General features: G+C 34.7%; 24 protein-coding genes. 6 read left to right on the forward strand and 18 right to left on the reverse strand.

Annotated features, from left to right (window positions below):
* Positions 1–219: 219 nt before the first annotated feature.
* From EK386_RS07685 to EK386_RS07720, 8 genes are all read right to left on the reverse strand, one after another.
* Positions 220–1,281: a Ger(x)C family spore germination protein gene (locus EK386_RS07685; RefSeq protein WP_126658580.1), complete on the reverse strand. Its 1,062-nt coding sequence runs from the start codon at positions 1,279–1,281 to the stop codon at positions 220–222.
* Entirely contained in the window at positions 1,254–2,303 is a 1,050-nt protein-coding gene (locus EK386_RS07690; RefSeq protein ID WP_126658582.1) for a GerAB/ArcD/ProY family transporter, read from the reverse strand. The genes EK386_RS07685 and EK386_RS07690 overlap by 28 nt, the downstream gene beginning before the upstream one ends.
* On the reverse strand, positions 2,300–3,727 hold the full coding sequence (locus tag EK386_RS07695; protein WP_126658584.1) for a spore germination protein: 1,428 nt from the start codon (positions 3,725–3,727) through the stop codon (positions 2,300–2,302). Before EK386_RS07695 ends, EK386_RS07690 begins: the two co-directional genes overlap by 4 nt.
* A 136-nt stretch (positions 3,728–3,863) precedes the next feature.
* Positions 3,864–4,748, reverse strand: coding sequence for a CAP domain-containing protein (locus EK386_RS20810; RefSeq protein WP_126658586.1), 885 nt, complete (start codon positions 4,746–4,748; stop codon positions 3,864–3,866).
* A gap of 236 nt (positions 4,749–4,984) precedes the next feature.
* Positions 4,985–5,887: a CobW family GTP-binding protein gene (locus EK386_RS07705; RefSeq protein WP_126658587.1), complete on the reverse strand. Its 903-nt coding sequence runs from the start codon at positions 5,885–5,887 to the stop codon at positions 4,985–4,987.
* A 79-nt stretch (positions 5,888–5,966) separates the two neighbouring features.
* Entirely contained in the window at positions 5,967–7,484 is a 1,518-nt protein-coding gene (locus EK386_RS07710) for a lmo1851 family serine protease (RefSeq protein WP_126658588.1), read from the reverse strand.
* Positions 7,485–7,619: 135 nt separating this feature from the next.
* Complete coding sequence (deoD, locus tag EK386_RS07715; protein ID WP_126658589.1) at positions 7,620–8,324, reverse strand: purine-nucleoside phosphorylase; 705 nt, start codon at positions 8,322–8,324, stop codon at positions 7,620–7,622.
* 138 nt (positions 8,325–8,462) lie between these two features.
* On the reverse strand, positions 8,463–8,684 hold the full coding sequence (locus EK386_RS07720) for a YozE family protein (protein WP_126658590.1): 222 nt from the start codon (positions 8,682–8,684) through the stop codon (positions 8,463–8,465).
* 128 nt (positions 8,685–8,812) lie between these two features.
* Between EK386_RS07720 and EK386_RS07725 the strand changes: the two genes are divergently transcribed.
* The 4 genes from EK386_RS07725 to EK386_RS07740 all read left to right on the forward strand — a co-directional run bounded on the left by EK386_RS07725 (position 8,813) and on the right by EK386_RS07740 (position 14,502).
* Entirely contained in the window at positions 8,813–10,621 is a 1,809-nt protein-coding gene (locus tag EK386_RS07725) for a methyl-accepting chemotaxis protein (protein ID WP_246027614.1), read from the forward strand.
* A 134-nt stretch (positions 10,622–10,755) separates the two neighbouring features.
* On the forward strand, positions 10,756–11,895 hold the full coding sequence (locus tag EK386_RS07730) for an endospore germination permease (RefSeq protein WP_126658592.1): 1,140 nt from the start codon (positions 10,756–10,758) through the stop codon (positions 11,893–11,895).
* A 2-nt stretch (positions 11,896–11,897) separates the two neighbouring features.
* Positions 11,898–13,361, forward strand: coding sequence for a spore germination protein (locus EK386_RS07735; RefSeq protein ID WP_126658593.1), 1,464 nt, complete (start codon positions 11,898–11,900; stop codon positions 13,359–13,361).
* A complete protein-coding gene (locus EK386_RS07740) occupies positions 13,354–14,502 on the forward strand; it encodes a Ger(x)C family spore germination protein (RefSeq protein ID WP_126658594.1) in 1,149 nt (382 codons plus the stop codon). The genes EK386_RS07735 and EK386_RS07740 overlap by 8 nt, the downstream gene beginning before the upstream one ends.
* A gap of 51 nt (positions 14,503–14,553) precedes the next feature.
* Here the strand turns inward: EK386_RS07740 and msrB are convergent, their stop codons facing one another.
* From msrB to EK386_RS20190, 8 genes are all read right to left on the reverse strand, one after another.
* Positions 14,554–14,982 (reverse strand): peptide-methionine (R)-S-oxide reductase MsrB, encoded by a 429-nt coding sequence (gene msrB / locus EK386_RS07745; RefSeq protein ID WP_126658595.1) that lies wholly within the window; start codon positions 14,980–14,982, stop codon positions 14,554–14,556.
* Complete coding sequence (gene msrA, locus EK386_RS07750; RefSeq protein WP_126658596.1) at positions 14,975–15,508, reverse strand: peptide-methionine (S)-S-oxide reductase MsrA; 534 nt, start codon at positions 15,506–15,508, stop codon at positions 14,975–14,977. The genes msrB and msrA overlap by 8 nt, the downstream gene beginning before the upstream one ends.
* 11 nt (positions 15,509–15,519) lie before the next feature.
* A complete protein-coding gene (locus EK386_RS07755; protein WP_126658597.1) occupies positions 15,520–16,098 on the reverse strand; it encodes a YpmS family protein in 579 nt (192 codons plus the stop codon).
* Positions 16,099–16,156: 58 nt separating this feature from the next.
* Positions 16,157–17,149, reverse strand: a complete 993-nt coding sequence (locus tag EK386_RS07760; RefSeq protein WP_126658598.1) for a GDSL-type esterase/lipase family protein — start codon at positions 17,147–17,149, stop codon at positions 16,157–16,159.
* A gap of 279 nt (positions 17,150–17,428) precedes the next feature.
* Positions 17,429–18,100: a protein kinase family protein gene (locus tag EK386_RS07765; protein ID WP_126658599.1), complete on the reverse strand. Its 672-nt coding sequence runs from the start codon at positions 18,098–18,100 to the stop codon at positions 17,429–17,431.
* 274 nt (positions 18,101–18,374) lie between these two features.
* Positions 18,375–18,584: an alpha/beta-type small acid-soluble spore protein gene (locus EK386_RS07770; protein WP_126658600.1), complete on the reverse strand. Its 210-nt coding sequence runs from the start codon at positions 18,582–18,584 to the stop codon at positions 18,375–18,377.
* Positions 18,585–18,775: 191 nt separating this feature from the next.
* The gene (locus EK386_RS07775) at positions 18,776–19,390 is read right to left on the reverse strand and encodes a CPBP family intramembrane glutamic endopeptidase (RefSeq protein ID WP_126658601.1); all 615 of its coding nucleotides are present in this window, start codon (positions 19,388–19,390) and stop codon (positions 18,776–18,778) included.
* Between the two features lie 17 nt (positions 19,391–19,407).
* Positions 19,408–19,575 (reverse strand): hypothetical protein, encoded by a 168-nt coding sequence (locus tag EK386_RS20190; RefSeq protein ID WP_158674391.1) that lies wholly within the window; start codon positions 19,573–19,575, stop codon positions 19,408–19,410.
* A 276-nt stretch (positions 19,576–19,851) separates the two neighbouring features.
* On the opposite strand from EK386_RS20190, the gene EK386_RS07780 reads away from it, so the two are divergent.
* The gene (locus EK386_RS07780) at positions 19,852–20,067 is read left to right on the forward strand and encodes a hypothetical protein (RefSeq protein WP_126658602.1); all 216 of its coding nucleotides are present in this window, start codon (positions 19,852–19,854) and stop codon (positions 20,065–20,067) included.
* Between the two features lie 201 nt (positions 20,068–20,268).
* Positions 20,269–21,288 carry an alcohol dehydrogenase AdhP gene (gene adhP, locus EK386_RS07785; RefSeq protein ID WP_126658603.1) on the forward strand — a complete coding sequence of 340 codons (1,020 nt, stop codon included), beginning with the start codon at positions 20,269–20,271 and terminating at the stop codon, positions 21,286–21,288.
* 190 nt (positions 21,289–21,478) lie between these two features.
* Here the strand turns inward: adhP and EK386_RS07790 are convergent, their stop codons facing one another.
* Together EK386_RS07790 and EK386_RS07795 are read right to left on the reverse strand one after the other, a co-directional pair.
* Complete coding sequence (locus tag EK386_RS07790) at positions 21,479–23,116, reverse strand: sensor domain-containing diguanylate cyclase (protein ID WP_126658604.1); 1,638 nt, start codon at positions 23,114–23,116, stop codon at positions 21,479–21,481.
* A gap of 69 nt (positions 23,117–23,185) precedes the next feature.
* Positions 23,186–23,953, reverse strand: a complete 768-nt coding sequence (locus EK386_RS07795; RefSeq protein ID WP_126658605.1) for a DUF4304 domain-containing protein — start codon at positions 23,951–23,953, stop codon at positions 23,186–23,188.
* Positions 23,954–23,989 lie beyond the last annotated feature (36 nt).

Here is a 23,989-nt window from a genome sequence, read left to right on the forward strand (position 1 = left end):
TGATAAAAATAAACGATCCATGATGAAACGATCCAACTTGGACTTTAGTCAATATTGTACCATAATTGTCAATCGGAACAATGAGAAAACAAAAGTAGTATTAGAAAAACACGGTTTGTCGCCACAATACGACAAACCGATGTCTTTTCTTATGCGGATATCCGTAAACTTATACTTTCCTATCCGCAAATAAAAAACCAGCCACGAATGACTGATTTTTTATTTAATGATCCCTACTTTTAATATTTTTCCTTTAACATTTACTGCGATATCCAATTCTGCAAATGTTTCATGCCAATTTTCATCAAACATTTCAGGCTTCGCTACTCTTACAAAATTGCCCACTCCAAGTACATCACTTTTCTCTTCCTGTAAAACCGTAATTACTTTTTCAATTTCTTCTGTTATTTTCTGTTCAAGAAATTTTTCAATCTCAGGTATTTTTTTCGTATCCGTTAAGTTATCGCCGCTTAATTCTTGAATATCCATTTGTAAATCATAATCAAGTTTTATTGAATTTGATGATGTCACTTTCCATTTCTTCTTTACATCCATCACTGTAATAGAGAGTGGTTTATTATTATAAAAAAATGAAAATTGTATTTTACGTCCCTTTTTTTGTAACAATAGACCAATAACCTTGGACTGATCAGGTTTTAGTACTCTTCCTGTATACTTTCCTTTTGAAAACAACGCAACCCCCCCTAATTGTGGTCTTTGCTGTTTCTCATCTAAAGTAATATACGGTAATACTAAATCAGTCCCTTTCGAGTTTAATGTTGCTCCTGTCGTTTGAAGTGTGTATTCAGGTACGTATGATAGTATTTCTGCGCTTCGTATAAGCCTTGAGTAATACTCTCCTGCTTCAGCAGACCAAGATTTACTTGCATCAATATAATCTTTCACGCTTCCCTTTGCGATTACAACAAAGGCTGTTAATGAGTTATATGGGTCCCGATAAAATACATCTAAATATTTCTCAAGGCCGTCAGTAGCTAAGTCTTCACCAAGTATAAATGCAGATAACATGGACAAATCAATTGATTGTTCAACTTTCATTTCTGCATTTAATCGTACTTCTCGAGGAGATTTTCCTTCAGCCTCAATAACCGTGATCTCAGTACTATCTTGTAACGCTTCCGAATAAGCATAAATTCCTTTCATATCACCCAGAGTACCCTCCATACCTGCAAGAGAAACTACGGAATGCTCCTTATATAAACGTTCATCCCAACAACCTGTAAGTAAAACAATTATGATGATGAATTGGATGAATCGAATATAGTTCGCCCCCTTACTTTATTCCATGTAATGATCATTATAGGTAATAGTACTCCGAATATAGGAAAGGTAATCCAATAACGTACCCTAATCCATTGTAAATCCGCAAAGTTTGCAAAATAGTATGCAAATATAAAAATAAGAATATGGTACAAAACAATTCTCATTTTTGTATATTTTCGTTTCTTTTTAAAATGAACTAATTTCACTACAAGTATAAAATTAATAATCGTAATGATTGTAATTAATACCCAGAAAAATACAAAAATAAGATCTAAACGCTTAATAAAGGTAACCTCTTGCGTATGCAATATATAGAGTAGTGGCTCTGAAATAAATCGAAATTCATCTAGGCTGAAATACAAACTAACTGTTATGATGGAGAACATATACATGAAAAATAAAAGGAATACAAAATAAAATAGGGGTTTCCCAGCAATTTTTTCATTCTTCATCACGTATTTTCTTAATATCAAATAGCATTCCATATTTCGATAAGCGCTAAAACTATAGATTAACCCCCATATCCATTCTTTCAACCCACTTTCAGAAGTTGGTACGAGATTTCTGTATTCGAAATCATCCGCAGCATTTAAAATAAAAATAATAAAAAAAATAATAAATGTTCCAAAAATAGCACCTATATTTACCGCTGTTTCTGCCCTACTTAAACTAGCATATAGACTAGGTATTAGTAACATTAGTAGTAATGCATATTTTGGCGTATTCGGACTCATCCAAGTCGATACAACAAATATTGTATAAGAGACTAGAAGTGATAAATGGAATAGCCAATAAATTTGATATATAACCGACGACACTTTGCCTAAAATAAAATACTTATAGGTTTTTTCATATAAAATAAACAATAAATAAACCAATATAGAGGCAACAATAAAAATTAGCCAAGCTGCTCGCTTACCACTGTCAATGATTATCGATTGAATAGAAATATATACAAACCCAGTAAACAGTGGGAACAATAACATGAAAAATTGTATACGTGAAAGACTTATCTTCATAGTTTTCGATCCTCTTTAGGCGAAAAGCTTTTCACTTGTTTTCCTGGCTTGAAAAATGGCTCACGAATAAAGATTTTATATAGTTCCTTCGGTAAGAATGGAATAAGTGGTGTAAAATAGGGCCTTTTTAATGATGTTAGATTTAAAAGATGAATTAGTAAAATGGCCGCTCCAAATGCAATGCCTAAAAAACCAAAGAAAGATGCCAAAATCATAAAAGGAAAACGCATTATTCTTACAGTTCCATTCATTTCCGTCGAAGGGATTACAAAGCTTCCTATTGCAGTAAAGGCAACCACAATTACCATCATATTCGAAACAAGACCAGCATTTACAATGGCATCCCCGATCACAAGTCCTCCAACAATCCCGATCGTTTGACCAACCGCTGTTGGTAATCGTATACTCGCTTCCCTTATTAGCTCTAGCGTCAGCTCTAAAATAAAAGCCTCTAATATCGGTCTATAAGGAATGTTATTAATATCCGTTTTTATTTGATTAGAAAGCTCTAAAGGTAAAATTTCAAAATGAAAGCTGATTACGGCTATATAAAACGCTGGTAAAAAAATGGCTAAGATGAAACTAAAAATACGCAACATGCGATAAAAAGAACCAGTAATAGCCCTACCATTAAAATCATCAGGAGTTTGATAAAAGGTGAAAAAAGAGACAGGTCCGATTAACGCCGTCGAAGATAAATCTGATATCACCGCAATCCTTCCTTCAAGTACTCCAGCTGCAATCCGGTCTGATCTTTCTGTTTTCAAAAGTTGTGGAAAAGGAGACCAGACATGATCTTCTAAATAATCTGTCAGTTGACCCACACTATAAAGAATATCGATTTTAATGTTATCTAATCTTTGTTCAATTAGTTGCAACGCCTCTTCGTCCACTAGATCTGCCATATAGAAATAGTAAACCGTTGTATTGGTTTCATCCCCTATTGATTTTTGTTTTACGACTAATTTATGACTTTTAATACGTTTCCGAATTAAAGATAAATTAACATCAAAGTTTTCAACTAACCCTTCCCTCGAGCCTTGTAAAACGTGTTCACTAGTTGGTTCATCTGTTTGTCTATAAGCCATTTCAGGAAGACTAATTCGAATCATTTCTTTTGTTTTTAGGCGAACAACAACCGTTTCACCATCGCAAAGGAATTTTGCCAGTTGTTTTTCATCTAAAGGGATGACGGTTGTATAAACAGATTCTCCCCAATATAAATTATCATCACGTATATGTTCCTTAAAAAAATACATAATTCGTTCTACATCTGCCTTATTGACAATGGAGGAGTAAAAACATAAAATAGCGATTTCATTGTCCCACCAACTAATTGGCTTTGCGACAAAATCAGCAGAATTATAAAAGCTATTTTTTAATTTCGTTAAAATGATTTGTTGTTGATCCTGCTGTTCAGTCATTTCAACCCCCTCCTCTAAGTAACTTCAAGTATTTCCATTTATTACTCAAAAATAAACAAATTATGGAGAAAATAAAACAAAGAAAAAACCGAGCAAGAACAAAGTCTTAACTCGGCTAATATTTGAAACGATGAAATTATTTTTGGATAAATTGTTGTGTCCAGTAGTTCCCATCCGCAACATACCCTACACCGATATGTGTGAAGCTACCATTTAAAATGTTTGCACGGTGACCTTCAGAGTTCATCCAAGCTTGGACTACTTGTTCAGGTGTTTTTTGACCTTGTGCAATATTTTCACCTGCTGCTTTATAAGAAATGCCAGCAGCTTTCATTTGATCAAAAGGACTACCATATGTTGGGCTAGTATGTGAGAAATAATTATTTTTTGACATATCTGCTGATTTCTCACGTGCTACGGCCATTAATGGCGTATCCATTTGAAGTGGTGCAAGACCCGCTTTTGCACGTTCTGCATTTGTTAATTCTACAACTTGTTTTTCAAATTGTGATGCTGAAGTATTAACAGGTGCACTCGTTGTCGGTTTTGTAGCTTGTTCTGTTTTATTTTGCGTAGCGTTATTGTTTGCTGCTGGTTGTGGAGCAGGTGTTGTAACAACAGGCGCTTCTTTTTTATCTTCAGTTTTTGTTGGTACTGTTTGTTTCACTGGAGTTGTCGTTGTTTTCTTTTCTTCTACAGTATTTTTATTTGCTTGTGTTTTTGAAACTGTTTTATTAGCCTCTACTAATTTTTTCACTGCGTCTTTATTTAATTTAATGTTATGCGAAGCGAGTAATTTCTCTAAATCTACATTTGATTTTAGTAGTTTAAGAGAAAACTTTTGTAACTCTTCTTTATTATTAAGTGCTTTAAACACTTCTTGTTGATCAATTTGAATTACCTTTACATAAGATTGAATTGAGTCGTTTTTTACCTCCTCTTTGTTTGCTGCAGCATCTGCTGCTGGAACTTGAGTTGCGAATAAACCTAAAGCACAAAATGTGATAAACCATTTTTTCATTTTGTATTGCCCCCTCTCACAACTAATCATAAGGGAGGTTTTTTGTCATAATTGGTCCATATGTTGGTAACAGAACCAAATAATCTTGCAAATCTATTAAACTACATAGTTTCAACTCTACTATTTACATAAAATTTTCCTATTGAAGAAACAACTACACGCAAAATGCTATTGACAACTTTTTGCGTTACGCATTAAAATACAATACTTTTTCAATTATTACACGAACATTTCCTTTATTCGTCTCCAATTACATGGATGTGCTGAATATTTTCACCGATCATCACGACCTTTGGAGGCATATTGATATATTCAGGTAACCATTGTACTAATCCATACGCATATTGGAATAACATCGGTCTAGAAATTCCCTCAATCGGTACATATCCCTTTATTCGATAAACGGTACTCGGTAATGATCTTACCCAGTCTTCAAATTGTTCTTGCGTAAAACTATGATTAAATTCGATTAAACGCGAACTCAATTGCAGCTGTTTCCCAACGTGAACTGATTGAATTTCATTACTAGATTTTTGGGTAGAAGATTGTAAACTTTCTAGTAGATGTAATGGAACTCGTCCATTCGTTGTTTGTAAAATGAATGCATTAGGATTTAACCCTTGCATTTCAAAAACGACTTTTCCCTGCTCTGAATCATTTAATAAATCCATTTTATTGGCAAGTAACAAATGGGCATGTCGAATTTGTTCTAAAAATAACGTACGCACTTGCGGTGTTAACGACTCTTTTTGAAGCCAAAGCTTACTATCTGCCACCGTAACAATCCCTTTAATATTAAGTTGTTCTGCAAATAATGGGGAATATACCGCGTCTAATGCTTCTACAGGATGGGCAGCTCCAGTCGTTTCAATGATTAATACGTCAAAATCTTCATCTGCTAATAATGATTGAATTTGCGCCTCTGTTTTTTCTGCGCCAGAACAACATATACAACCTTCTAACATTTCCTTCAGTGGGACATCTTCTCCAACTGCTTGTGAGTCGAAGGGTAGCTTCCCCAGTTCATTCATAATAACTGCAGGTTTTAATCCTTTTTCTTTAAATTGTCGTAACACATCTGTTAACATCGAAGTTTTACCACTTCCTAAAAAACCACTAAATAAATACACATCTTTCATCTGTATCATTCCTTCCTAAAATAGTAGAAAGAGCTGACAATTGCTCGTAAAGACGAACAAACGCAGCTCTCCCCATACATTATTTTTTTGCTGTTCCAGACAATAATTGCTTTGCTTTTTGTAAGTGAGGATCGTCTTTTTCCATTTTTTCGCGCAATGCATCCATTAATGCATACGTTGTCTCCCCTACAATTGTACCGGATTGTTCTAAATTATGCTCTTTTTGGAATGCTAAAACAGCTTCCTTTGTCTGTTGATCGAATGCATCGTCAATAGTTCCTACTTCATAGCCTAAAACATTTAACATTTGTTCAGCAGAGTTAACCGCTGATGATACATTTCCCACTTTTATTTCGGTTTTTGGGTCAATGTATGTTAAAGAGGCATACTCCGGATATGGTACTTCTTCATCGGGTTTGATTCCCTTTTCGTTAATCCAGTTGCCATTTGGTGTTAACCATTTTCCCGTCGTATATTTTAAATTGGATCCATCTGGTAAATAACTCACGGTTTGAACAGTCCCTTTACCGAAAGAAGTTAAACCTACAATTTTCGCACCAGCCGATTCACTTAAAGCACCCGCTAAAATTTCAGAGGCAGAGGCACTTCCGTTGTCGATTAATACAACAACAGGTAAATTAAATTTTTTCCCGCCTTCAGCTAACATGGCCTGTGGTGGTCCATTACGTTCTTGTACTTGTACAATCGGTTTTCCTTCATCAATAAATAAGTTGGCAATATCAATCGCTGACGTTAAGAAGCCTCCAGGATTTTGACGAACATCTAAAACGATACTCTTCATGCCGTCTTTTTCGTATTGATTTAAAATTGTTAATAATTCATCGTAGGTTTTTTCACTAAAAGAAGTAATTTGAATATGAGCAATTTTATCCTCACCCATTTCACCATATACCGTTTCAATCGGAATATCATCACGTATAATTGTTACTTCAATAATATCATCATTCGCACCACGTTGAATTGTAAGCGCAACGGGTGTACCTTTTTCCCCGCGAATTAATAAAACTGCTTCAGAAGCACTCATTCCTTGAATACTTTTTCCATCAACAGTGAGTATAACGTCTTCAGGCAATAAACCTGCTTTTTCTGCAGGAGAATTTCTTATAGGCGAAACAACAACAATATTTCCGTTTCGTTCTTGAATTTCTGCTCCGATTCCTTGGAAGCTAGAAGAAAGGTCTGTATTGAATTGTTCAGCCTCTACTTCATCCATATAATCTGAATATGGATCTTCCAATGCATCAAACATTCCATTAATGGCACCTGTAATGACTTCGCTATCATCTATTTCGATATAATATTTTTCTTTTAATTCATCATAGGCATCATACAGCTTCGAAAATTCATCTCTTTCAACAGGTGCCGCTACTTCGACAACTTTTTGATCGCCAAAAGTTAAAGCAAAGATCGTTACACCTGAAGTTAATAAAATTGTTAAAAACATTAACATGATGAACGCAAAAGGCTTAATGCGCAAATACTTTTTGGCAGGTTTTATTTGTTCTTGTTGCTCCTGTTGTTCTTCATGTTCTTTTTGCTCAGATTGTTCGTTACCTTGTTGGTTTTGATTATCCATATTGTTCACCACTCTCATTTACACTTACTAAAATATTTAGACGTTATTACCATATTAACAGTTTCTCGAGATTACGAAAAGAAAAGACTGTCAATAAATAGACAGTCTTAAAATAACTATGCATTTGTGCTCACATTACTCTTGAATTGCAGCCTCTAATGCAACAACAATCATATCATTGAAAGTAGTTTGTCGTTCTTCAGATGTTGTCACTTCACCTGTAATAATGTGATCTGAAACAGTTAATACAGAAAGAGCCTGTCTTCCAAATTTAGCTGCAAGCGTATAAAGGGCAGCCGATTCCATTTCAATAGCTAAAACCCCATAACGAGCTAGTTTTTCGTTTTGGTTTTCTTCCGAATAAAACATGTCAGCAGTGAAAATATTGCCGACTTTTAAATTTAATCCAGCTGCTACACCTGCATTATATGCTTTTAATAGCAAATCAAAGTCTGCAGTTGGAGCAAAATCAATTCCGTTGAAAATAATTTCATTCATTTTAGAGTCAGTCGATGCGGATTGAGCTAAAATAACGTCACGTACTTTTACATCTTTTTGGATTGCGCCACAAGTACCTACACGAATTAGTTTTTGTACATTATATTCTTGCATTAACTCCGTCGTATAAATTGAAATCGATGGCACACCCATACCAGTTCCTTGTACAGAAACGCGCTTACCTTTGTATGTACCTGTATAGCCAAACATATTTCGCACTTCATTATAGCATGTTACATCTTCTAAAAAGTTTTCTGCAATATACTTCGCACGTAAAGGATCTCCAGGTAACAAAATAATTTCTGCGATGTCTCCCTGTTTTGCGTTAATGTGAATACTCATTTGCAATCCCTCTTTCTAAATTTACTAAAAACACTTGTATTCCAAAATAAAATATACTTTCTTTTAAAGCTTTGTGCAATGATTTGCCATCTTATACATGTATTGTACTAGATTTTCGATTTTTCATTCTCGTTCACTTTACTCATTTTTCATCTCATACAATGACCACAATTCATCAAAAGCTTGTGTCGTCATGTGCTCATGGACAAGCGTCTCGATATAACTTGATAATTCATCAAAGGAAGTACTTGTTTTTGGAAAACTATGATCTAAAAACGCTCCTTCTGCAAAACGTGTTTTACGATCTTCCCAATCCCCTCCTCGAAAAGTGAGGACAAATAAATAAAAGCTAGTTTTCATAATGGTTACTCCTTACTACTATAATAATTCCAGTAAATAGGACTTTTTACTATAAAAATGTTGGAAAATATTTCGAATATAATGTAAACTTTTAAAGTAACGAAAGTTTAAGAAGGATGGTGACATTATTGAGCAAAATTAATAAGACGTCTCGTGAGCAAAACATTAATGTTTCTTCTAACCATAAAAAATTATCTAAAGATAAAAAAAGTAAAAAGAATCATACGAATGCTAGTTTTTTTCATTTAATTCGTGGACGAGTTGTACTTATATTCAGCATTTTACTTGTAATAATCATTGGGATGCAAGCGCTATCGTACATTAGTATTTCAAAACTGCAACAAAACCTAAAAGACTTTGCAGAACAAAACATGCAAGAACAAGCTCAAATTAATAATTTAGGTAACAACATTTTAAATCTATCAAACTATGAACAAGCTTATATTATTCATGGTGGAGAAGATGCTTTAAACAATTATAATGATATGAAAAAAACAATTACTTTAAAGTTAAAAGAACTCGAAACGACTTTTGAAAATCGTGCAGAGGAAAATGAAGTACTTGCTTTAATTAATCAGTACTATACCATCTATATAAATTATTCAAATAGAGTGCTAGAAACAAGAACGCAATTCGGCTTTGAAGGTGCACAACGTTTAATGGATTTAAACGATGCGGAAAACGTAAAATCATACATTAATAACGCATCGCAAAATTTAATTACATTATTAGAATCAAAAAATGCAGAAACTATAAAAGAACTTGAAAGTTTAGCGAATTATTCCCGTATTGGGTCGATCATTTTATCGCTTATTGCCTGTGTGTTAACCATTACATTTGGTGTTATCCTCTTTAAATCCATTCGTCGGAACACATTTAAAATCAATCATTCGATTTTAGATATTGCCCAAGCCGGTGGAGATTTAACTCGTCGTGTCGAGGTGAAAACGAAAGATGAATTTTCTCAAATTGCCAATTCTACTAACCTATTAATAGATTCCATTGCAAATTTAGTCAAAAGGGTGTCAAACTTAGCAGAAAATGTTTCTGGCAGTTCCCAAGAGTTGATGGCATTGGCAGAGGAGAACGCTAGAACAATCGATGAAATTGCTAATAATACACAAGATATCGCCAGTGATAGTGACCTAACACAATCGCGTACAAGAACTGCCATCCATAAAATGCAACAATTAGAACAAGCGATGAACGAGCTGACAATAGAAGCAAATGAAGTTCAACGTACAGCAGAGGAAATGAAAAAAGCTGCTTTCAATGGTGGAAAGTCCGTTGAGCAATCCTCAATCGTGATGCAATCAATAGAAGAAACGATGTCCAATACATCAACAACAGTAGAAACATTAGGAAAAAAATCGACGGAAATTACGTCTATTATTGAGACGATTACGTCAATTGCAGGTCAAACCAATTTATTAGCACTAAATGCAGCGATTGAAGCCGCGCGTGCAGGTGAACACGGGAAAGGTTTTGCAGTAGTAGCAGATGAAGTCCGAAAACTAGCGGAACAATCTGAAAATGCCGCAAAAGAAGTAACTGGGATCGTGACATCCATTCAACACGAGGTAAAATCCATCATTGAACAAAATCACGAAGGTGTTCAATCGGTTATTCGTGGTGTCGAAGTAACGAATGAAACGAATGGTGTGCTTGAAAACATTCTAGAACAAACGAACAAAACGACAAGTGTCATTGCGTCAATGGTCGAAAAAATCTCTATGACATTAAATACAAGTCATGAGGTGGCCGCTTCTTTCGTTGAGGTAAATACAATTGCCGAAAACACAGCATTGCATACAGAACGCTCCGCATCAGCCGCGTTACAAGGCTCTGCATCCATGCAAGAAATTAACGCATCCGCAACAGAACTTGCCAAACAAGCAGATGATTTACGAAACGTAGTAAGTGAGTTTAAGATTTAACTTCAAAATGCGAGAAGAAAGGCAATTTTGCTTTCTTCTCGTATTTTTATTTTCCCCCAAAAACTACTATCGTTATATTTTTAAACTTTAATGTCTACACTAAATTTTAACAAATAATGTTAGAGGTATATCGAATGGTTAAAATCGGGCAAATTGGCTTATTACATGTCATTTTTTTAGTAATGACTTTTATCGGTTTAAAAAATCATGTCACGATTCTTCCACCTTTATTAGAACATGTAAAACGAGATGGCTGGGCATCTGTTATCTTTGCTGCTATCCTCCTATTCCCTTGGCTATTTCTACTTCTTTATATTCATAAAAAATCAAAACAACGACCGATTAAAATTTGGTTAAAGGAGAAAGTAGGGAAAATTGGATCAGCAATTATTTTATATTCTACGGTAGCTTTTATTTATTTAATGGCAGCATTTACGTTAAGAGAAACCGTGCTTTGGATTTCAAGTACATTTTTAAATCAGACACCTAAATTAATATTGATTGCTTTATATATTATCCTTTGTTTTTTATTAGTTTCTACTAATATTCAAACAATCGTTATCGTCAACACCTTTGTCTTATTTTTTGTAGTGGTATTTGGATTTTATGTAGCATTCGTAAATATTCAAGTGAAGGATTACAATTTATTACGTCCATTTTTTGAACATGGATTTGAGCCTATTGCCAAAGGATTTGTTTATCCCGCCTCCGGGTTTATTGAAATATTTTTATTATTATTTTTACAACATCATTTTAAAAGTAGGATGAAATGGTATCATCTAGCAATTATGCTTTTCATTTTAGTTGGCTTAACTTTAGGACCTTTAATGGGGGCAATTGTTGAGTTTGGTCCAGAAGAAGCAGCGAAACAAAGATATCCTGCCTATGAAGAATGGGGATTAGTTTCAATTGGTCGTTTTATTGAACATATGGATTTCTTATCTATTTATCAGTGGCTTACAGGCACGTTTGTGCGTGTTGGGTTATTATTATTTATCGCTACGGACATATTAAACTTTACGGGTGATGTAAAGAAGATTTGGAAATATATGCTCCCACCCTTTTTCTTCACTAGCTTAGGTCTATTTTTAATCGATGATAGTTTATTTTTACAACTAAATGGTAATGCAATGTTGATTCTTACATTTGCTTTCTTCTTCATTTTATCTGTTCTATTTGGTTGTATTGCGACTTTAAAAAAGAAAGATCCAAAAAATCAAATTCCGAAAACGTCCACACAGAAAAATCAGACATCAGAAGGTAGTGATACTTAAGTATGGATCAAGAGGAACCATTAATACACAATATAACGACTTTAAAACAGCTTTTTAAAAATTCCGCAGATGTACTTTTTAATGAATTCACGTTTCATCAATCCAATGTTTTTTTTATAAAATGCGATGCTATGGTAGATCAAACGATGCTCTATACAGTCGTTCTACCAACTATTGAAAAACTATATGAAAATGATGATGACATCAATATGCAAGCGAAAATAGAAGGCTTACCCATTCCTGAACTAAAAAAAGTTAAAAGTACGGACGAAATTATCTCTCTTGTTTATAGCGGCAACCTCCTAATGTATTTTGAAGATTGTCAATTACTCTATACAAGTAATATTTCGCGTAAACCGAATCGTTCTCCAGAAGACACGAGTATGGAAGCAATTGTTAAAGGAACACGAGATAATTTTATTGAAGATCTTTCAACAAATATAGCACTTATTCGAAAACGAGTTCCAACTAATTCGTTATGCGTCGAGAAGATGGAGATTGGGAAACGTTCTAAAACCCAAATTGCCATTCTCTACTTTGACGATATTGCGAATAAAGATATTTTGACTGAACTAAAAAAACAACTACAAAAAATCGATACAGATATTGTTCTTAGCCCAGATTCTTTAATGGAACACGTCAATAAAAAAAACTGGTTATTACCAACAACACATGCGACAGCTCGAGCAGATTTTGCTATACAGTCATTAGTTAGGGGGCGATATATGCTCATGGTTGATGGCGCATCCTATGCAATTATTACCCCCTCTAATTTCTTTTTGTTATTAAAGACTGCTGAGGATTATGAAAACCCTGTTGCTTTTAGTACTTTTGAAAGATTATTGCGTTTAATAGGAATCTTTATTGGCGTTACACTTCCGGCATTTTGGCTTGCACTTACTCTTTTTCACCAAGATCAGCTACCCTTCCAATTATTAGCAACAGTCGTTGTTGCTAATAGAGGGTTACCTTTCCCCGCTGTATTAGAAATGCTTGTGTTACTTATCATGTTTGAAATGTTTAGAGAAGCCGGGATGCGACTACCTACTAAACTTGGAGGTACAATTAGTGTAGTTGGGGGCATTATTATTGGGGATGCTGCTATTCGGTCAGGTATTACTAGTCCAGCTATGGTTGTCATTATTGCTATATCAACTATTGCTTCCTTTACAATTGCTAACCAATCTCTTGTAACGATGGTAAGTCTTGTACGGATTTTTTTCATTTTACTAACATCTATTTTTGGGCTATTTGGTTTTTTTATATGCCTTTATTTAACCGTTTTATATATCGCAAATATGCGTATTTTTGGTACTCCTTATTTAAATTTAACAGCTGATTTAAGTTGGTCAACAGTCAAAAAGACATTATTTAGATCCAGAAAAGATAAATACAACCAAAGACCAAATATGTTAGATCCTCAAGATCAACAACGGATTAGTAGCGGGGGGAAAACGAATGAATAAAAATTTGTTTTTATTGCCCATAGTTTGTTCAATAATCTTTTTATCAGGTTGTTGGGATCTCAATGAGAGCGAAAGAATGTATTATATCCACAGTCTTGCGATTGACTACATAGATGGAGAATATGAGGTTTATATGCAACTAATTAGCTTTGGAAACGTGGCTAAATCAGAGCAACTAAACCAAGACATCATTCAATCAGAGGTCTCATCTGAAAAAGGAAAAACTGTAGATGAAGCTTTTTTTAAACTTTACCATGCAATTGATGAGAGGATTTTTTGGGGACATCTAAGTTTTATTGTTTTGAGTGAGGAAGCCTTGAAAAATAATCGCATTAATTCTTTGTTAAATTTGCTCACTCGTTATCGTGAGACACGGTACCAAACTTGGGTTTATTGTACAGATGAACCATTGAATGAATTTTTAAAGATTGTTCCGCTTTTAAAACGTTCTATCACATTATCTAAATTGGCAGACCCATTAAATTCTTATGAACAGGAATCATTTATAGAACCGATGAATCTTAGGCAATTATTGATCCAAATAAACGAACCTAGTTATGAGGCGAAAATCCCATATGTGAAATTAAAGGATGATTGGGAGACTCAAAAAGGATCCAACAAATCTGTAAAAGTTGCTGGTGTTGGCATTATTTCTCGGGAAAATTATAAAGGATCTATTCTAGAGGATAGCGCACATGGGATTAAATGGTTAACTAATAAAACTGCGAGAGGTCCAATTACATCTAGACTTGATGATAGTCAATATATAACCGCTGCAGTCGAAGATTTAAAAGTGAAGGTCAAACCAATTGTTGAGGGTAATAATGTAAGATTTGACATTAATCTAACATTAACAGTTGGACTAAATAGCTTTTCAAGTAAATTAACTGTTACTGAAATAAAAAAAGCTATAACTAAGGAAGTACAAAAAGAAATAAAGGATACTTTTAAGAAAGGTTTGAAGCTAAATGTAGATATTTATCGACTTTCAGAAGTGCTATATAGAGACAATGTGAAGGTTTGGAAGAAACTACAAAAAGATGGGAAAATTGAACTTACAGAAAATTCCATTCGCAACATTAATGTAGCTGTTGAAAAAGTAGCTACAGGAAGAAAATCATTTGAACCAGTGGTGGAGTAATTTCTCTATGAAAAAGGGACGCTCAGATAATGAACGTCCCTTTATTTAGATTTATTTAAATAAATCTAAATATTCCCCATAGCCTTCTTCTTCTAGCTTATCTTTTGGGATAAAGCGTAATGCAGCGGAATTAATGCAGTATCGTAATCCCCCTAATTCGCGAGGACCGTCTGGAAATACATGTCCTAAATGAGAATCAGCTGTTTTACTTCTCACTTCTACACGACGCATTCCGTGAGATGTATCAAAATGCTCTGTCACTTCTTCTTTTTCAATCGGTTGTGCAAAGCTTGGCCACCCGCAGCCTGCATCGAACTTATCTTTTGAGCTAAATAAAGGTTTACCTGATACGATATCAACGTAAATCCCTTCTTCAAAATGTTGATCATATTCATTTTGATAAGGTGGTTCTGTGCCTTGTTGTTGCGTTACATAATATTGCATATCTGTTAACTGTTTTAATCGTTCTTCTTTATTCATTTTTATTCCCCCAATGTTGTTGAATAAATGCGGCTCTACCCGAACCAATATGGTACCGTTCATAATGCATCGGATTTTTCTTATAGTACTGTTGATGATATTCTTCAGCAGGATAAAAGGTACTCGCAGGTAAAATTTTCACTGCAATTGGTTTTCGAAACTTCCCTGATTGCTCTAAACGCGCCTTTGATTGTTCGGCGATTGTTTTTTGTTCGACATTGTGGTAGAAAATAGCTGTTGTATAGGATTCTCCCCGATCGTAAAATTGGCCACCTGGATCAGTTGGGTCAATTAACGTCCAATAGGTTTCTACTAGCTTCTCATACGGATACACTTCAGGGTTAAATGTGATTTGAACCGCTTCTAAATGCCCTGTCGTTTCACTACATACTTGTTCATACGTTGGGTTCTCTACATGGCCACCTGTATATCCTGAAACTACACGTTCAATGCCCGCTTGTTCGTCAAACGGTTTTACCATACACCAAAAACAACCACCTGCAAATGTTGCAATCTCATAATTCATTTTTTGCCCTCCTACTCGTTCGGTACAATCACTTCTAAAAGGATACGATTATGCTCTAAATCAATTTCCTTTACTTTTACTTGGGACCCTTTATAAAAGCGGAGTCTTGATAAATCTACAAATATTTCTTCCTCATTTGGACTAACTATTATGTATGATGGAAATTGTACGGAATCACTTAATAATTTTAATACCGTTATAGGTGGTATGTTCAGTTTACCGACATTCATTGTTGTTTGTTTTAAATGAATGTTGCCTTCCGCGTTGACATTCGGTTCAAACTCCATCGAAAACGGAACCGTCACCCCAAAAACCGTTAATTCACTATGCAATTCAATGGTTTCATTTACGGTAAATTCCACAGGTAATGCCGAATTATTTAAAGCATCTGCTAAATAATTCATGGCGATCTTTTCAAAATCATCTGCTGTGGTCTCCACGAGTAGTACACTGTCCGTTGCATCAATCGTAGCCCTTTCAGAAGGGATTGGTACATCATCAGTTGGTGAAGTCGCCCAAATAATTACTATTGTTAATGATACAATGATTAGCGCTGCAAAGACAAAAAAGGCGACTTTCCATTTATTCATTCCACTTCACTCCTAACAAAAAGTTCTACGATTATGGCAACAAGATCGATTAACTAAGTTACGATATGCTCTCTTGATTTACTGTAAGTTGAGGTTCTTCATTAAAGAGAAATAATCCTTTTGAATCCTCTTCTATGTTACATGCTTTCATAATCGAAATAATTCGTTCTGTCATCATTGTATAACCATTACCATTTGGATGGAAGAAATCTGTATGATAAACCATATTAGCGTTTTGATCAAACAAATCCTCTACATCTACAAAACATGCATTTTGGTGACGTTCTGAAATGGTCTTAATGGTGTTGTTCCATTCGGATATAATGGCTTCAAATTCTGAAACTTCATCTGTCACTACCGAGAACGGGTTGTATAAACCAATCAAAATAATTGGAACATCCGGATTTTCAACGCGTATTTTTTGAATAATTTTATCGTATCGCTGTTCAAATTCAATTAACTCTTCATCAAAAGGCTCTCTTTTCAAATTGAGAATATCCTTTTTCACTATTTTCATAATATCATTGCCACCGATTGTAATTGTAATTAATTCGGAGTTTTCAAGCTCTTTATCGTAATGACCTTTTTCAAGAAGAGCCAGTAGTTGGTCACTTCTTCGCCCTCTTTTGCCTCTATTGTCTAATACAACGTCTGAGATTTCTGTCCACTGCTCAATTTTCTCCGCTAATCGTTCAGTATACCCATTTTTTTGCTCTTCATCCCCAACACCTCGAGTTAATGAGTCGCCTAATGCTAAATAATAAATTTTTGATTCTTCCTGGTTTATTTCTTCTGGTTCCGGAAACTCATTTAAAATGTAGTCTTCTATAATTTCTTGAAATGTTTCAAATTTTGTTTCTTCATTTGTAACCGCGTCGTTTGGTTGAGATAGATTCACTTTTTCCTTTGATTGTTCGTTTTGATTACTTGTGGCTGATTGATCAGTTTCTCCAGCTAACGATTTCAATTCGTTTATATCATTCTCGTTTACCACTTCGACACAGCCAGATAAAATTAAACAACTCATGATAAGGGTAATAAAATATTTCACGTAGGTTCCCCCTTTCTACGATTATGATTTTGATGATTTATCATGAATTTTAAGTTTCATTTTCGTTCATACGTAACGCTAAACTATTCCCATTTTTATATACCCTTTTTATTCCTATTATATGCAACCTATCTATAACTAAGTTCTTCCCTATTTCTCAAAGTTAAAAAAGTGCCAATCCCTTGTCACAGAAGGAACACGGCACTTTCTCTTATTTATTTCAAGGTAACTTTAAGCTCTATTTTTGAAAGAATCACAATAATGATTTTGACACTTTTCTTACTTTTTATACAGTAGATGGAACATTGTTTTTGAGAGCTCCTCAAAGGAAAAGTGCTCCTTACGTTGATTATACCATTTTCGTATCGCTTCGGCTAACCAAAATGGGACAGGACGCCCATCAATTAAATGATAATATTGTTCATACCCCTTCTTTAAATGCTCCCACCTAAAATCATTTCCTGGCACTGTATATTCCGATACATCCAGTACTTTCGCTCTTCCATTTTGTAATAAAATATTTTTTAAATGAATATCACGTGGATTTAACCCTCGCTTACGCACATACTCCCTAGCATCATCCACATCCTGTATGATCTGTTTCGGAATATGAATGCCTTGTAAAATGCAATCAAAAAGTGAAGTTCCCGCCTCGTAACTTAAAACGAGATATTCCTCATCGGCTGCATAACACGTTGAAAAATATGGAGAACCTCCTAATATATAATAAACATTTTGTTCAATTTTTACTTTTGATTTTTTGTCTTTTGCGTACACTTTAAATGCATATTGGGGGACATGTACCGATTGAAAAACTGCTGCATCAGTGCCTATACCAATACATTTCAAATCATTTGCTATACCATGTATCGTAACAAGTTCATTATTTGGGTTTGAAACAACGGTAATTTTTGATAATGAATCCCTCGCGATAGCCCAGTCGTTTCCCATTAGATCGATCCCTTCATTCATATTGAAGGTAATACATAATCTTAATTGGAACAGATTATTTTACACTTCTTAAAGATAAGTTTATTATTCTGATTGTCTTTAAATTATTACTTGTGTAAATATTTTAGGGATGCATGTTTAGATTTTTTAAGTAGATTGCATACTATGTATTGATTTTAGATTAATTGCATGTAAAAACTCCCTTTCTTATCGAAAGAGAGTCTTTATTTTCATATGTGAAGATGATCTTACTTTTTCTTACCGAAAGCTTAGCTTACGAATTGCGGCCGCGTAATTGACTTTCCGCCATTTGTACAAGGCGTTTTGTAATTTCGCCACCTACTGAACCATTTGCGCGAGAAGAAGTTTCTCCCCCAAGTTGTACTCCAAATTCAGATGCAATTTCATACTTCATTTGATCTAATGCTTGTTCAGCACCAGGTACAGCAAGTTTGTTACGATTACCGCTATTGTTGTTTGACATATTGATTGCCTCCTCTTGAGAGTAATTTTTTTACTGATAAATGATTGTTTTTATCAGTGTTTATAGTATATTTAAAGGCTACATTATTAAACGTGGTAATTTATAGCAATGCGATTTTAGAAGAAAAATTTAAAATTGCGGGAATTGAGATGTGACTTAACTAAAAATAAGTCGTATATCAAAGTTGCTTTTTAAAGAATCATATTAAACATTGCTAAAAATGAAGCAATCGTATTGACCGTGCCATGAACCAACCAACTAGTGATGATTGACCCACCTGATTGTTTTTCATTAATCCACCCCATTAAATAACCTGCTATAGATGTTATGAAAATGACAATGATTGCTCCAACTACACCTGCTATCGGTACGATCATCATTCCATGTAAAACGCCAAAAAATAAGCCTTGTAGTATATTTCCAATTTGAAAACCAAACTTATGTATGAGCCTTTTTGTTAAAAATCCTCTAAAAAACAATTCTTCTGAAAAACCTGTTTGGAGAAAAGCGTATATTAAGGCAGGTATCAAAGCTCCTATTCCTTTGTTCGTAAATTGAGATGTTGCTAACGATGAAGTTTCAATAAATAATGGAATAATAATCAATGAAGGAATCAGCAAAATTATAATGATCAATGCAAAAGTGATCGCATATTTCTTTTTATTCAAAATGTTAATCGGTGTTAGGCCAAGCCATGTAAAAAAACGTTTTTCCTTTTTACCAGAAAACCACCACCAAACAAACGGAATGATGGAAAATAAAATTACTTGAACAACGGCACTCAGTAATAAATTGATAATCTCCATTATGTACACATCGCTTTCTACATTTTAATTGAAAAGGAGAAAAGGCCAACAATTAGGACAATTAGAACCTTCCATAATTTAGGCTTTGTAGTTTGTTTTTTATAAATACGATAAGCTAAATAAACGATTATCCCCCATGAGAATAATCCCGTTAACGTTTCAATAACATTAAAATTGATGAACACCGATCTCCCCCCATGTCTGTTTCCTTTTATACGATTGAAAGCCAATTAAGTTCCAATTTTTCCTGAAGTAGGATTTATCCGCCAAATTATAGTAAATATCCGCCAAAAACTTCTATTTATCCGCCAACTTTTTCAAAATATCCGCCAAAATTATTAATTTATCCGCCAACTAAAAAATACACTATCTCTCCTACGCTATTTAATAGATAAAATTCTATTTATCAAATGTATAAATTTTACTTATATTACCTATAATTCCATTAAGGAGTGATATATATGAATACAAATATTGAAGAACTATTAAAACGAATCGAGTTCAAAAAACAATTCGTGGAAGAATATCAAAAGAAATGTATTGAGCGAGCGGAAGTATTCTCAAGTTATAAAGAGCTAAGCCAGTATTGTGATGCGAAACTTGATGCCTATAAAAGCATCATTGCTGATATTCATGATCTGTTTCCTTCAGCAATAACAGCTTCACAAGATGTATAAACATAAAAAGAGACGACTGCGTAATTTGCAGTCGTCTCTTTGCATCTCTACGGCAATTTCATTAAAATTTTCTTATTTCTCTAGTAACAACTAATTTGCAAAACTTACGCTTCACATTTCATTATATTTTCTTGTAGGTTTGGTCACACTGATTTTGTCTATAAGACTTAAAGAAAGAATGACAAACGAGGAGGTCAAATGATGAGAGCAGCTGTTGTAAGTGAAGATAAACAAAAATTAGTAGAAGTAAAAGACATAACATTACGCCCATTAGAAAGTGGCGAGGCATTAGTTGACGTCGAGTACTGCGGTGTTTGCCATACAGATTTACATGTTGCAAAAGGTGATTTCGGTGATGTAACTGGACGTGTGCTTGGTCATGAAGGTGTTGGAATCGTGAAAGAAATCGCGTCGGATGTAACAAATGTAAAAGTTGGAGATCGGGTAAGTATTGCATGGTTTTATAAAGGTTGTGGTGCCTGCGAATATTGTATCACTGGCAACGAAACGTATTGCCGAGATGTCAAAAATGCAGGTTATAGTGTAGATGGCGCAATGGCAGAGCAATGTATTGTGAATGCGAAATATGCAGTCAAAGTTCCTGAAGCGTTAGATCCTCAAAAAGCGACGAGTATTACATGCGCGGGTGTAACGACATACAAAGCTATTAAAATCGCTAATATTGAGCCTGGAGAATGGATCGCCATTTATGGAGTTGGTGGTCTAGGTAATTTAGCCATCCAATATGCTAAGCATGTATTTAATGCAAAAGTAATTGCAGTTGATATTAATGATGATAAGTTAGCACTTGCAAAGGAAGTTGGAGCTGATTTAACCCTTAACTCCAAAGATGTAGATTCTGGTGAATGGATTCAACAGCAAACAGGCGGAGCACATGCAGCCGTGGTAACAGCCGTATCTAAAGTGGCATTCAATCAGGCAGTCAATTGTGTGCGCCCTGCTTCTAAAATTGTCGCTGTAGGTCTACCTCCAGAAACGATGGATTTAGATATTATTAAAACCGTATTGGATGGGATCGAGGTTGTGGGATCGCTCGTTGGGACAAGAAAAGATTTAGAAGAAGCCTTAATGTTTGGCGCAGAAAAAAAGGTAGACCCAGTTGTACAAACAAGAAAACTAGATGAAGTGGCAGAAATCTTCAAAGAGATGGAAGAGGGCAAAATCCAAGGGCGCATGGTGATTGATATGAAAGCAGTATAAAGCTAGGCAACTACAATTAAATGGGATGTCCAGCCTACACTTTCTGGATATCTATGCTTCTAATGATAAACTATCGCTAAAAAGCTTTGCTCCTGCGGTAGTAACAATAAATTGTCACGATCCTCGTCGCAAAGGAGCCGTCCCGAAATAACTTTCGGGACGGCTCCTTTTTGCACTTATTCATCTTCAACTAAAACGAATTATAAGGACCCTGCCAAATCGTTACTTGGTTTCGTCCGTTTGTTTTTGATTGATATAACGCTTTATCTGCAAATATAAATAAATCTCCTAATGATTGGGTATGGATAGGAAATTCAGATATTCCCAAGGATACCGTAATCGACTTTCCTATAGGACTAATGGTATCCGCTATTGTCGTTCGAATCCTCTCTGCCATCATATAAGCTTCTGAAGTATTCGTATCTGACATTAATAAAACAAATTCCTCTCCTCCATACCGGAAAAACATATCCTTCTCTCTAATTAAAGATCGAACTGTTTTAGCCAAATATTTTAACACCTCATCCCCACCTTGATGTCCATAGGTATCGTTAATTGATTTAAAATGGTCAATATCCATGGCGACTAAGGAAAATAATTGTTTCTGATTTGCTAAGGAAACCATCATTTCATTCAATTTCCTTCTATTTGGTAAGCCTGTTAGAGAATCCGTCATGGCTTCTTCGACGAGTTTATTCTTATTTTTTTCAACTGCTTCCACAGCAATAATTAAACTCTTTGTTAAAAGATCGGCTTCTCGATTCCAATGAGATTGATGAACAGGCGGCTGAATTTTTGTATCTGAACCAAACTGATTTACAACATCCGCTAAATCGATAAACGGTTTCGCAAGCTTTTTAGCAAAGCTTATAGAGACCACGAGTATGATGAAAAAAGGAAACAATATGGTCAATAGTAAATTTTGAATGTGCTTTTTTAAAAGTCCATCAATATAGGAAACTGGGGTCTGTTGTACAACTCCCCACCCGATCTCAGGAATAAAGTTATACGCTGCTAACATTGGTACACCTTTACTATTAACGATACGTTCCATTCCACTTTGACCATTTAACAGCTTCGGTATCATCGGATTTCCTTCGACAAACTCCCCAATACGTTTTGAATCTGGATGAAATAATAGCTTGCCATTTGGACCCACAACAAAATAATAAGAACCTGTTTCATCAATGATGTCATTACCTAGAATTTCGCTAAGGACGTTTTGTTCCTGTAAAAAGATCGCTCCACCAATAATCCCTCTATAATTACCGTTGTGATCAAAGTAAGGTTCGCTCATAAATACCATCATACGCCCAGTTAGTCCGGTAAATGGGGGCGCTAGCATGGGAACTTTTGCATTGACCGAATCTTTTAGCACACCTGATACATAATTTCCCTTTAACCCAACCGTAATAGGTGCTACATTTCGCACTAATCCGGTTTCATCTGTCCAGGATAACGAATTAAAATAGCGACTATTACTCCTTAAGAGCTCAAGATACTGTTGGATTTCTTTATCCGTCATCTCAGGGTGATCTCTTAAATACTTCGTCGTTTCTTGCAAGCTAATTCTCATAGATTTAGACAAAAAATTTACGGAACTGCTAATTTTTTCAGACTTTGAGGAGTTCAAGGATAAATAAGTATCCGTCAATGATTTTTTCTCAAACTGATAGGATGCAAACAATAAAAAAACCGTGATTAATACAACAGAAGTACATATCAGGCTAATTAATAACGTTGTAAGTTTAAATTTTCGTTTAAATAGAATTTTCATAAAGTAAACCATTCCTGCAATTGTTTTGGAATAACCAATTAATTCTAACATAATAAAATTAGTTTTTCGTTTATTATGATTTACAAAATATAGATAACAAATAAGCAGCCAGAAAAAGGACTAGAAATTAACCCCGAGCTTCTTACACACCTCAACTACCGGTGGATCTTCTTTCCTTCTATCATACTGCTTCAATAACTCTACTCCCCTTTGTTGATCCCCTGTTTGAACAAGCAAAACCACACGATGAAGCTTGTTAATATACCGATCTTTGGATTGTAAAGCGGCTATAACTGATTCAAGGCTTGTTAATTCTAGAAAATGAGGAATAACATATTGTGAAATATCATTCTTCATCACTTCAATTAATCGGGGGATATCTACATACATCATATTAAATCGATAATTCATCTGCCGTTTTTCGCCCTTCAAATCACCAATATCCTTATGTAGCACTGTACTAATGTTAAGGGGGATAGGTGGTTTCTGAATGTTATGTAGACCAAATTGGGTAATATGGTTCTTCAATGTGTCACGAAAGCGTTGAAGGTCGATATAATCTAAATTCAGTCGGTACCAGACATCTCTATGTCCACGCAAAGTAAAAATTCTGGAACTTTCGACACAATCTGAGGTAGTGGGTATTATGGGAAGATCTAGTGCGTAGAAAACCTTATAGACTGTTGGTACAAATACACCGAAATTAAATGTGAAAACCAACTCTTTTTTTGAATTTATCCGACGATCTGTTTGAAGTTCGATACACCAACCTAAATCATCATTCACCTCTTTATAAAATTTATTACCCGATTTTTTAAAGCATTCTGATTTGAGAATAGGTGTAATTGTATCTTTCACAATTTCTTTCAATAAATTTTGAACAGTCATTTAGGAGTTGTTCCTTTCTTAGGAAAGTACATTCTC

The sequence above is a fragment of the Lysinibacillus antri genome (assembly GCF_003977595.1).
Taxonomy (GTDB): domain Bacteria; phylum Bacillota; class Bacilli; order Bacillales_A; family Planococcaceae; genus Ureibacillus; species Ureibacillus antri.

Coding starts and splice junctions, on each gene's coding strand:
- EK386_RS07690 (WP_126658582.1), bottom strand. CDS start 2,303: ATGAAGATAAGTCTTTCACGTATACAATTTTTCATGTTATTGTTCCCA.
- EK386_RS07695 (WP_126658584.1), bottom strand. CDS start 3,727: ATGACTGAACAGCAGGATCAACAACAAATCATTTTAACGAAATTAAAA.
- EK386_RS20810 (WP_126658586.1), bottom strand. CDS start 4,748: ATGAAAAAATGGTTTATCACATTTTGTGCTTTAGGTTTATTCGCAACT.
- EK386_RS07705 (WP_126658587.1), bottom strand. CDS start 5,887: ATGAAAGATGTGTATTTATTTAGTGGTTTTTTAGGAAGTGGTAAAACT.
- EK386_RS07710 (WP_126658588.1), bottom strand. CDS start 7,484: ATGGATAATCAAAACCAACAAGGTAACGAACAATCTGAGCAAAAAGAA.
- deoD (WP_126658589.1), bottom strand. CDS start 8,324: ATGAGTATTCACATTAACGCAAAACAGGGAGACATCGCAGAAATTATT.
- EK386_RS07720 (WP_126658590.1), bottom strand. CDS start 8,684: ATGAAAACTAGCTTTTATTTATTTGTCCTCACTTTTCGAGGAGGGGAT.
- EK386_RS07730 (WP_126658592.1), top strand. CDS start 10,756: ATGGTTAAAATCGGGCAAATTGGCTTATTACATGTCATTTTTTTAGTA.
- EK386_RS07735 (WP_126658593.1), top strand. CDS start 11,898: ATGGATCAAGAGGAACCATTAATACACAATATAACGACTTTAAAACAG.
- EK386_RS07740 (WP_126658594.1), top strand. CDS start 13,354: ATGAATAAAAATTTGTTTTTATTGCCCATAGTTTGTTCAATAATCTTT.
- msrB (WP_126658595.1), bottom strand. CDS start 14,982: ATGAATAAAGAAGAACGATTAAAACAGTTAACAGATATGCAATATTAT.
- msrA (WP_126658596.1), bottom strand. CDS start 15,508: ATGAATTATGAGATTGCAACATTTGCAGGTGGTTGTTTTTGGTGTATG.
- EK386_RS07755 (WP_126658597.1), bottom strand. CDS start 16,098: ATGAATAAATGGAAAGTCGCCTTTTTTGTCTTTGCAGCGCTAATCATT.
- EK386_RS07765 (WP_126658599.1), bottom strand. CDS start 18,100: ATGGGAAACGACTGGGCTATCGCGAGGGATTCATTATCAAAAATTACC.
- EK386_RS07770 (WP_126658600.1), bottom strand. CDS start 18,584: ATGTCAAACAACAATAGCGGTAATCGTAACAAACTTGCTGTACCTGGT.
- EK386_RS07775 (WP_126658601.1), bottom strand. CDS start 19,390: ATGGAGATTATCAATTTATTACTGAGTGCCGTTGTTCAAGTAATTTTA.
- EK386_RS07780 (WP_126658602.1), top strand. CDS start 19,852: ATGAATACAAATATTGAAGAACTATTAAAACGAATCGAGTTCAAAAAA.
- adhP (WP_126658603.1), top strand. CDS start 20,269: ATGAGAGCAGCTGTTGTAAGTGAAGATAAACAAAAATTAGTAGAAGTA.
- EK386_RS07790 (WP_126658604.1), bottom strand. CDS start 23,116: ATGTTAGAATTAATTGGTTATTCCAAAACAATTGCAGGAATGGTTTAC.
- EK386_RS07795 (WP_126658605.1), bottom strand. CDS start 23,953: ATGACTGTTCAAAATTTATTGAAAGAAATTGTGAAAGATACAATTACA.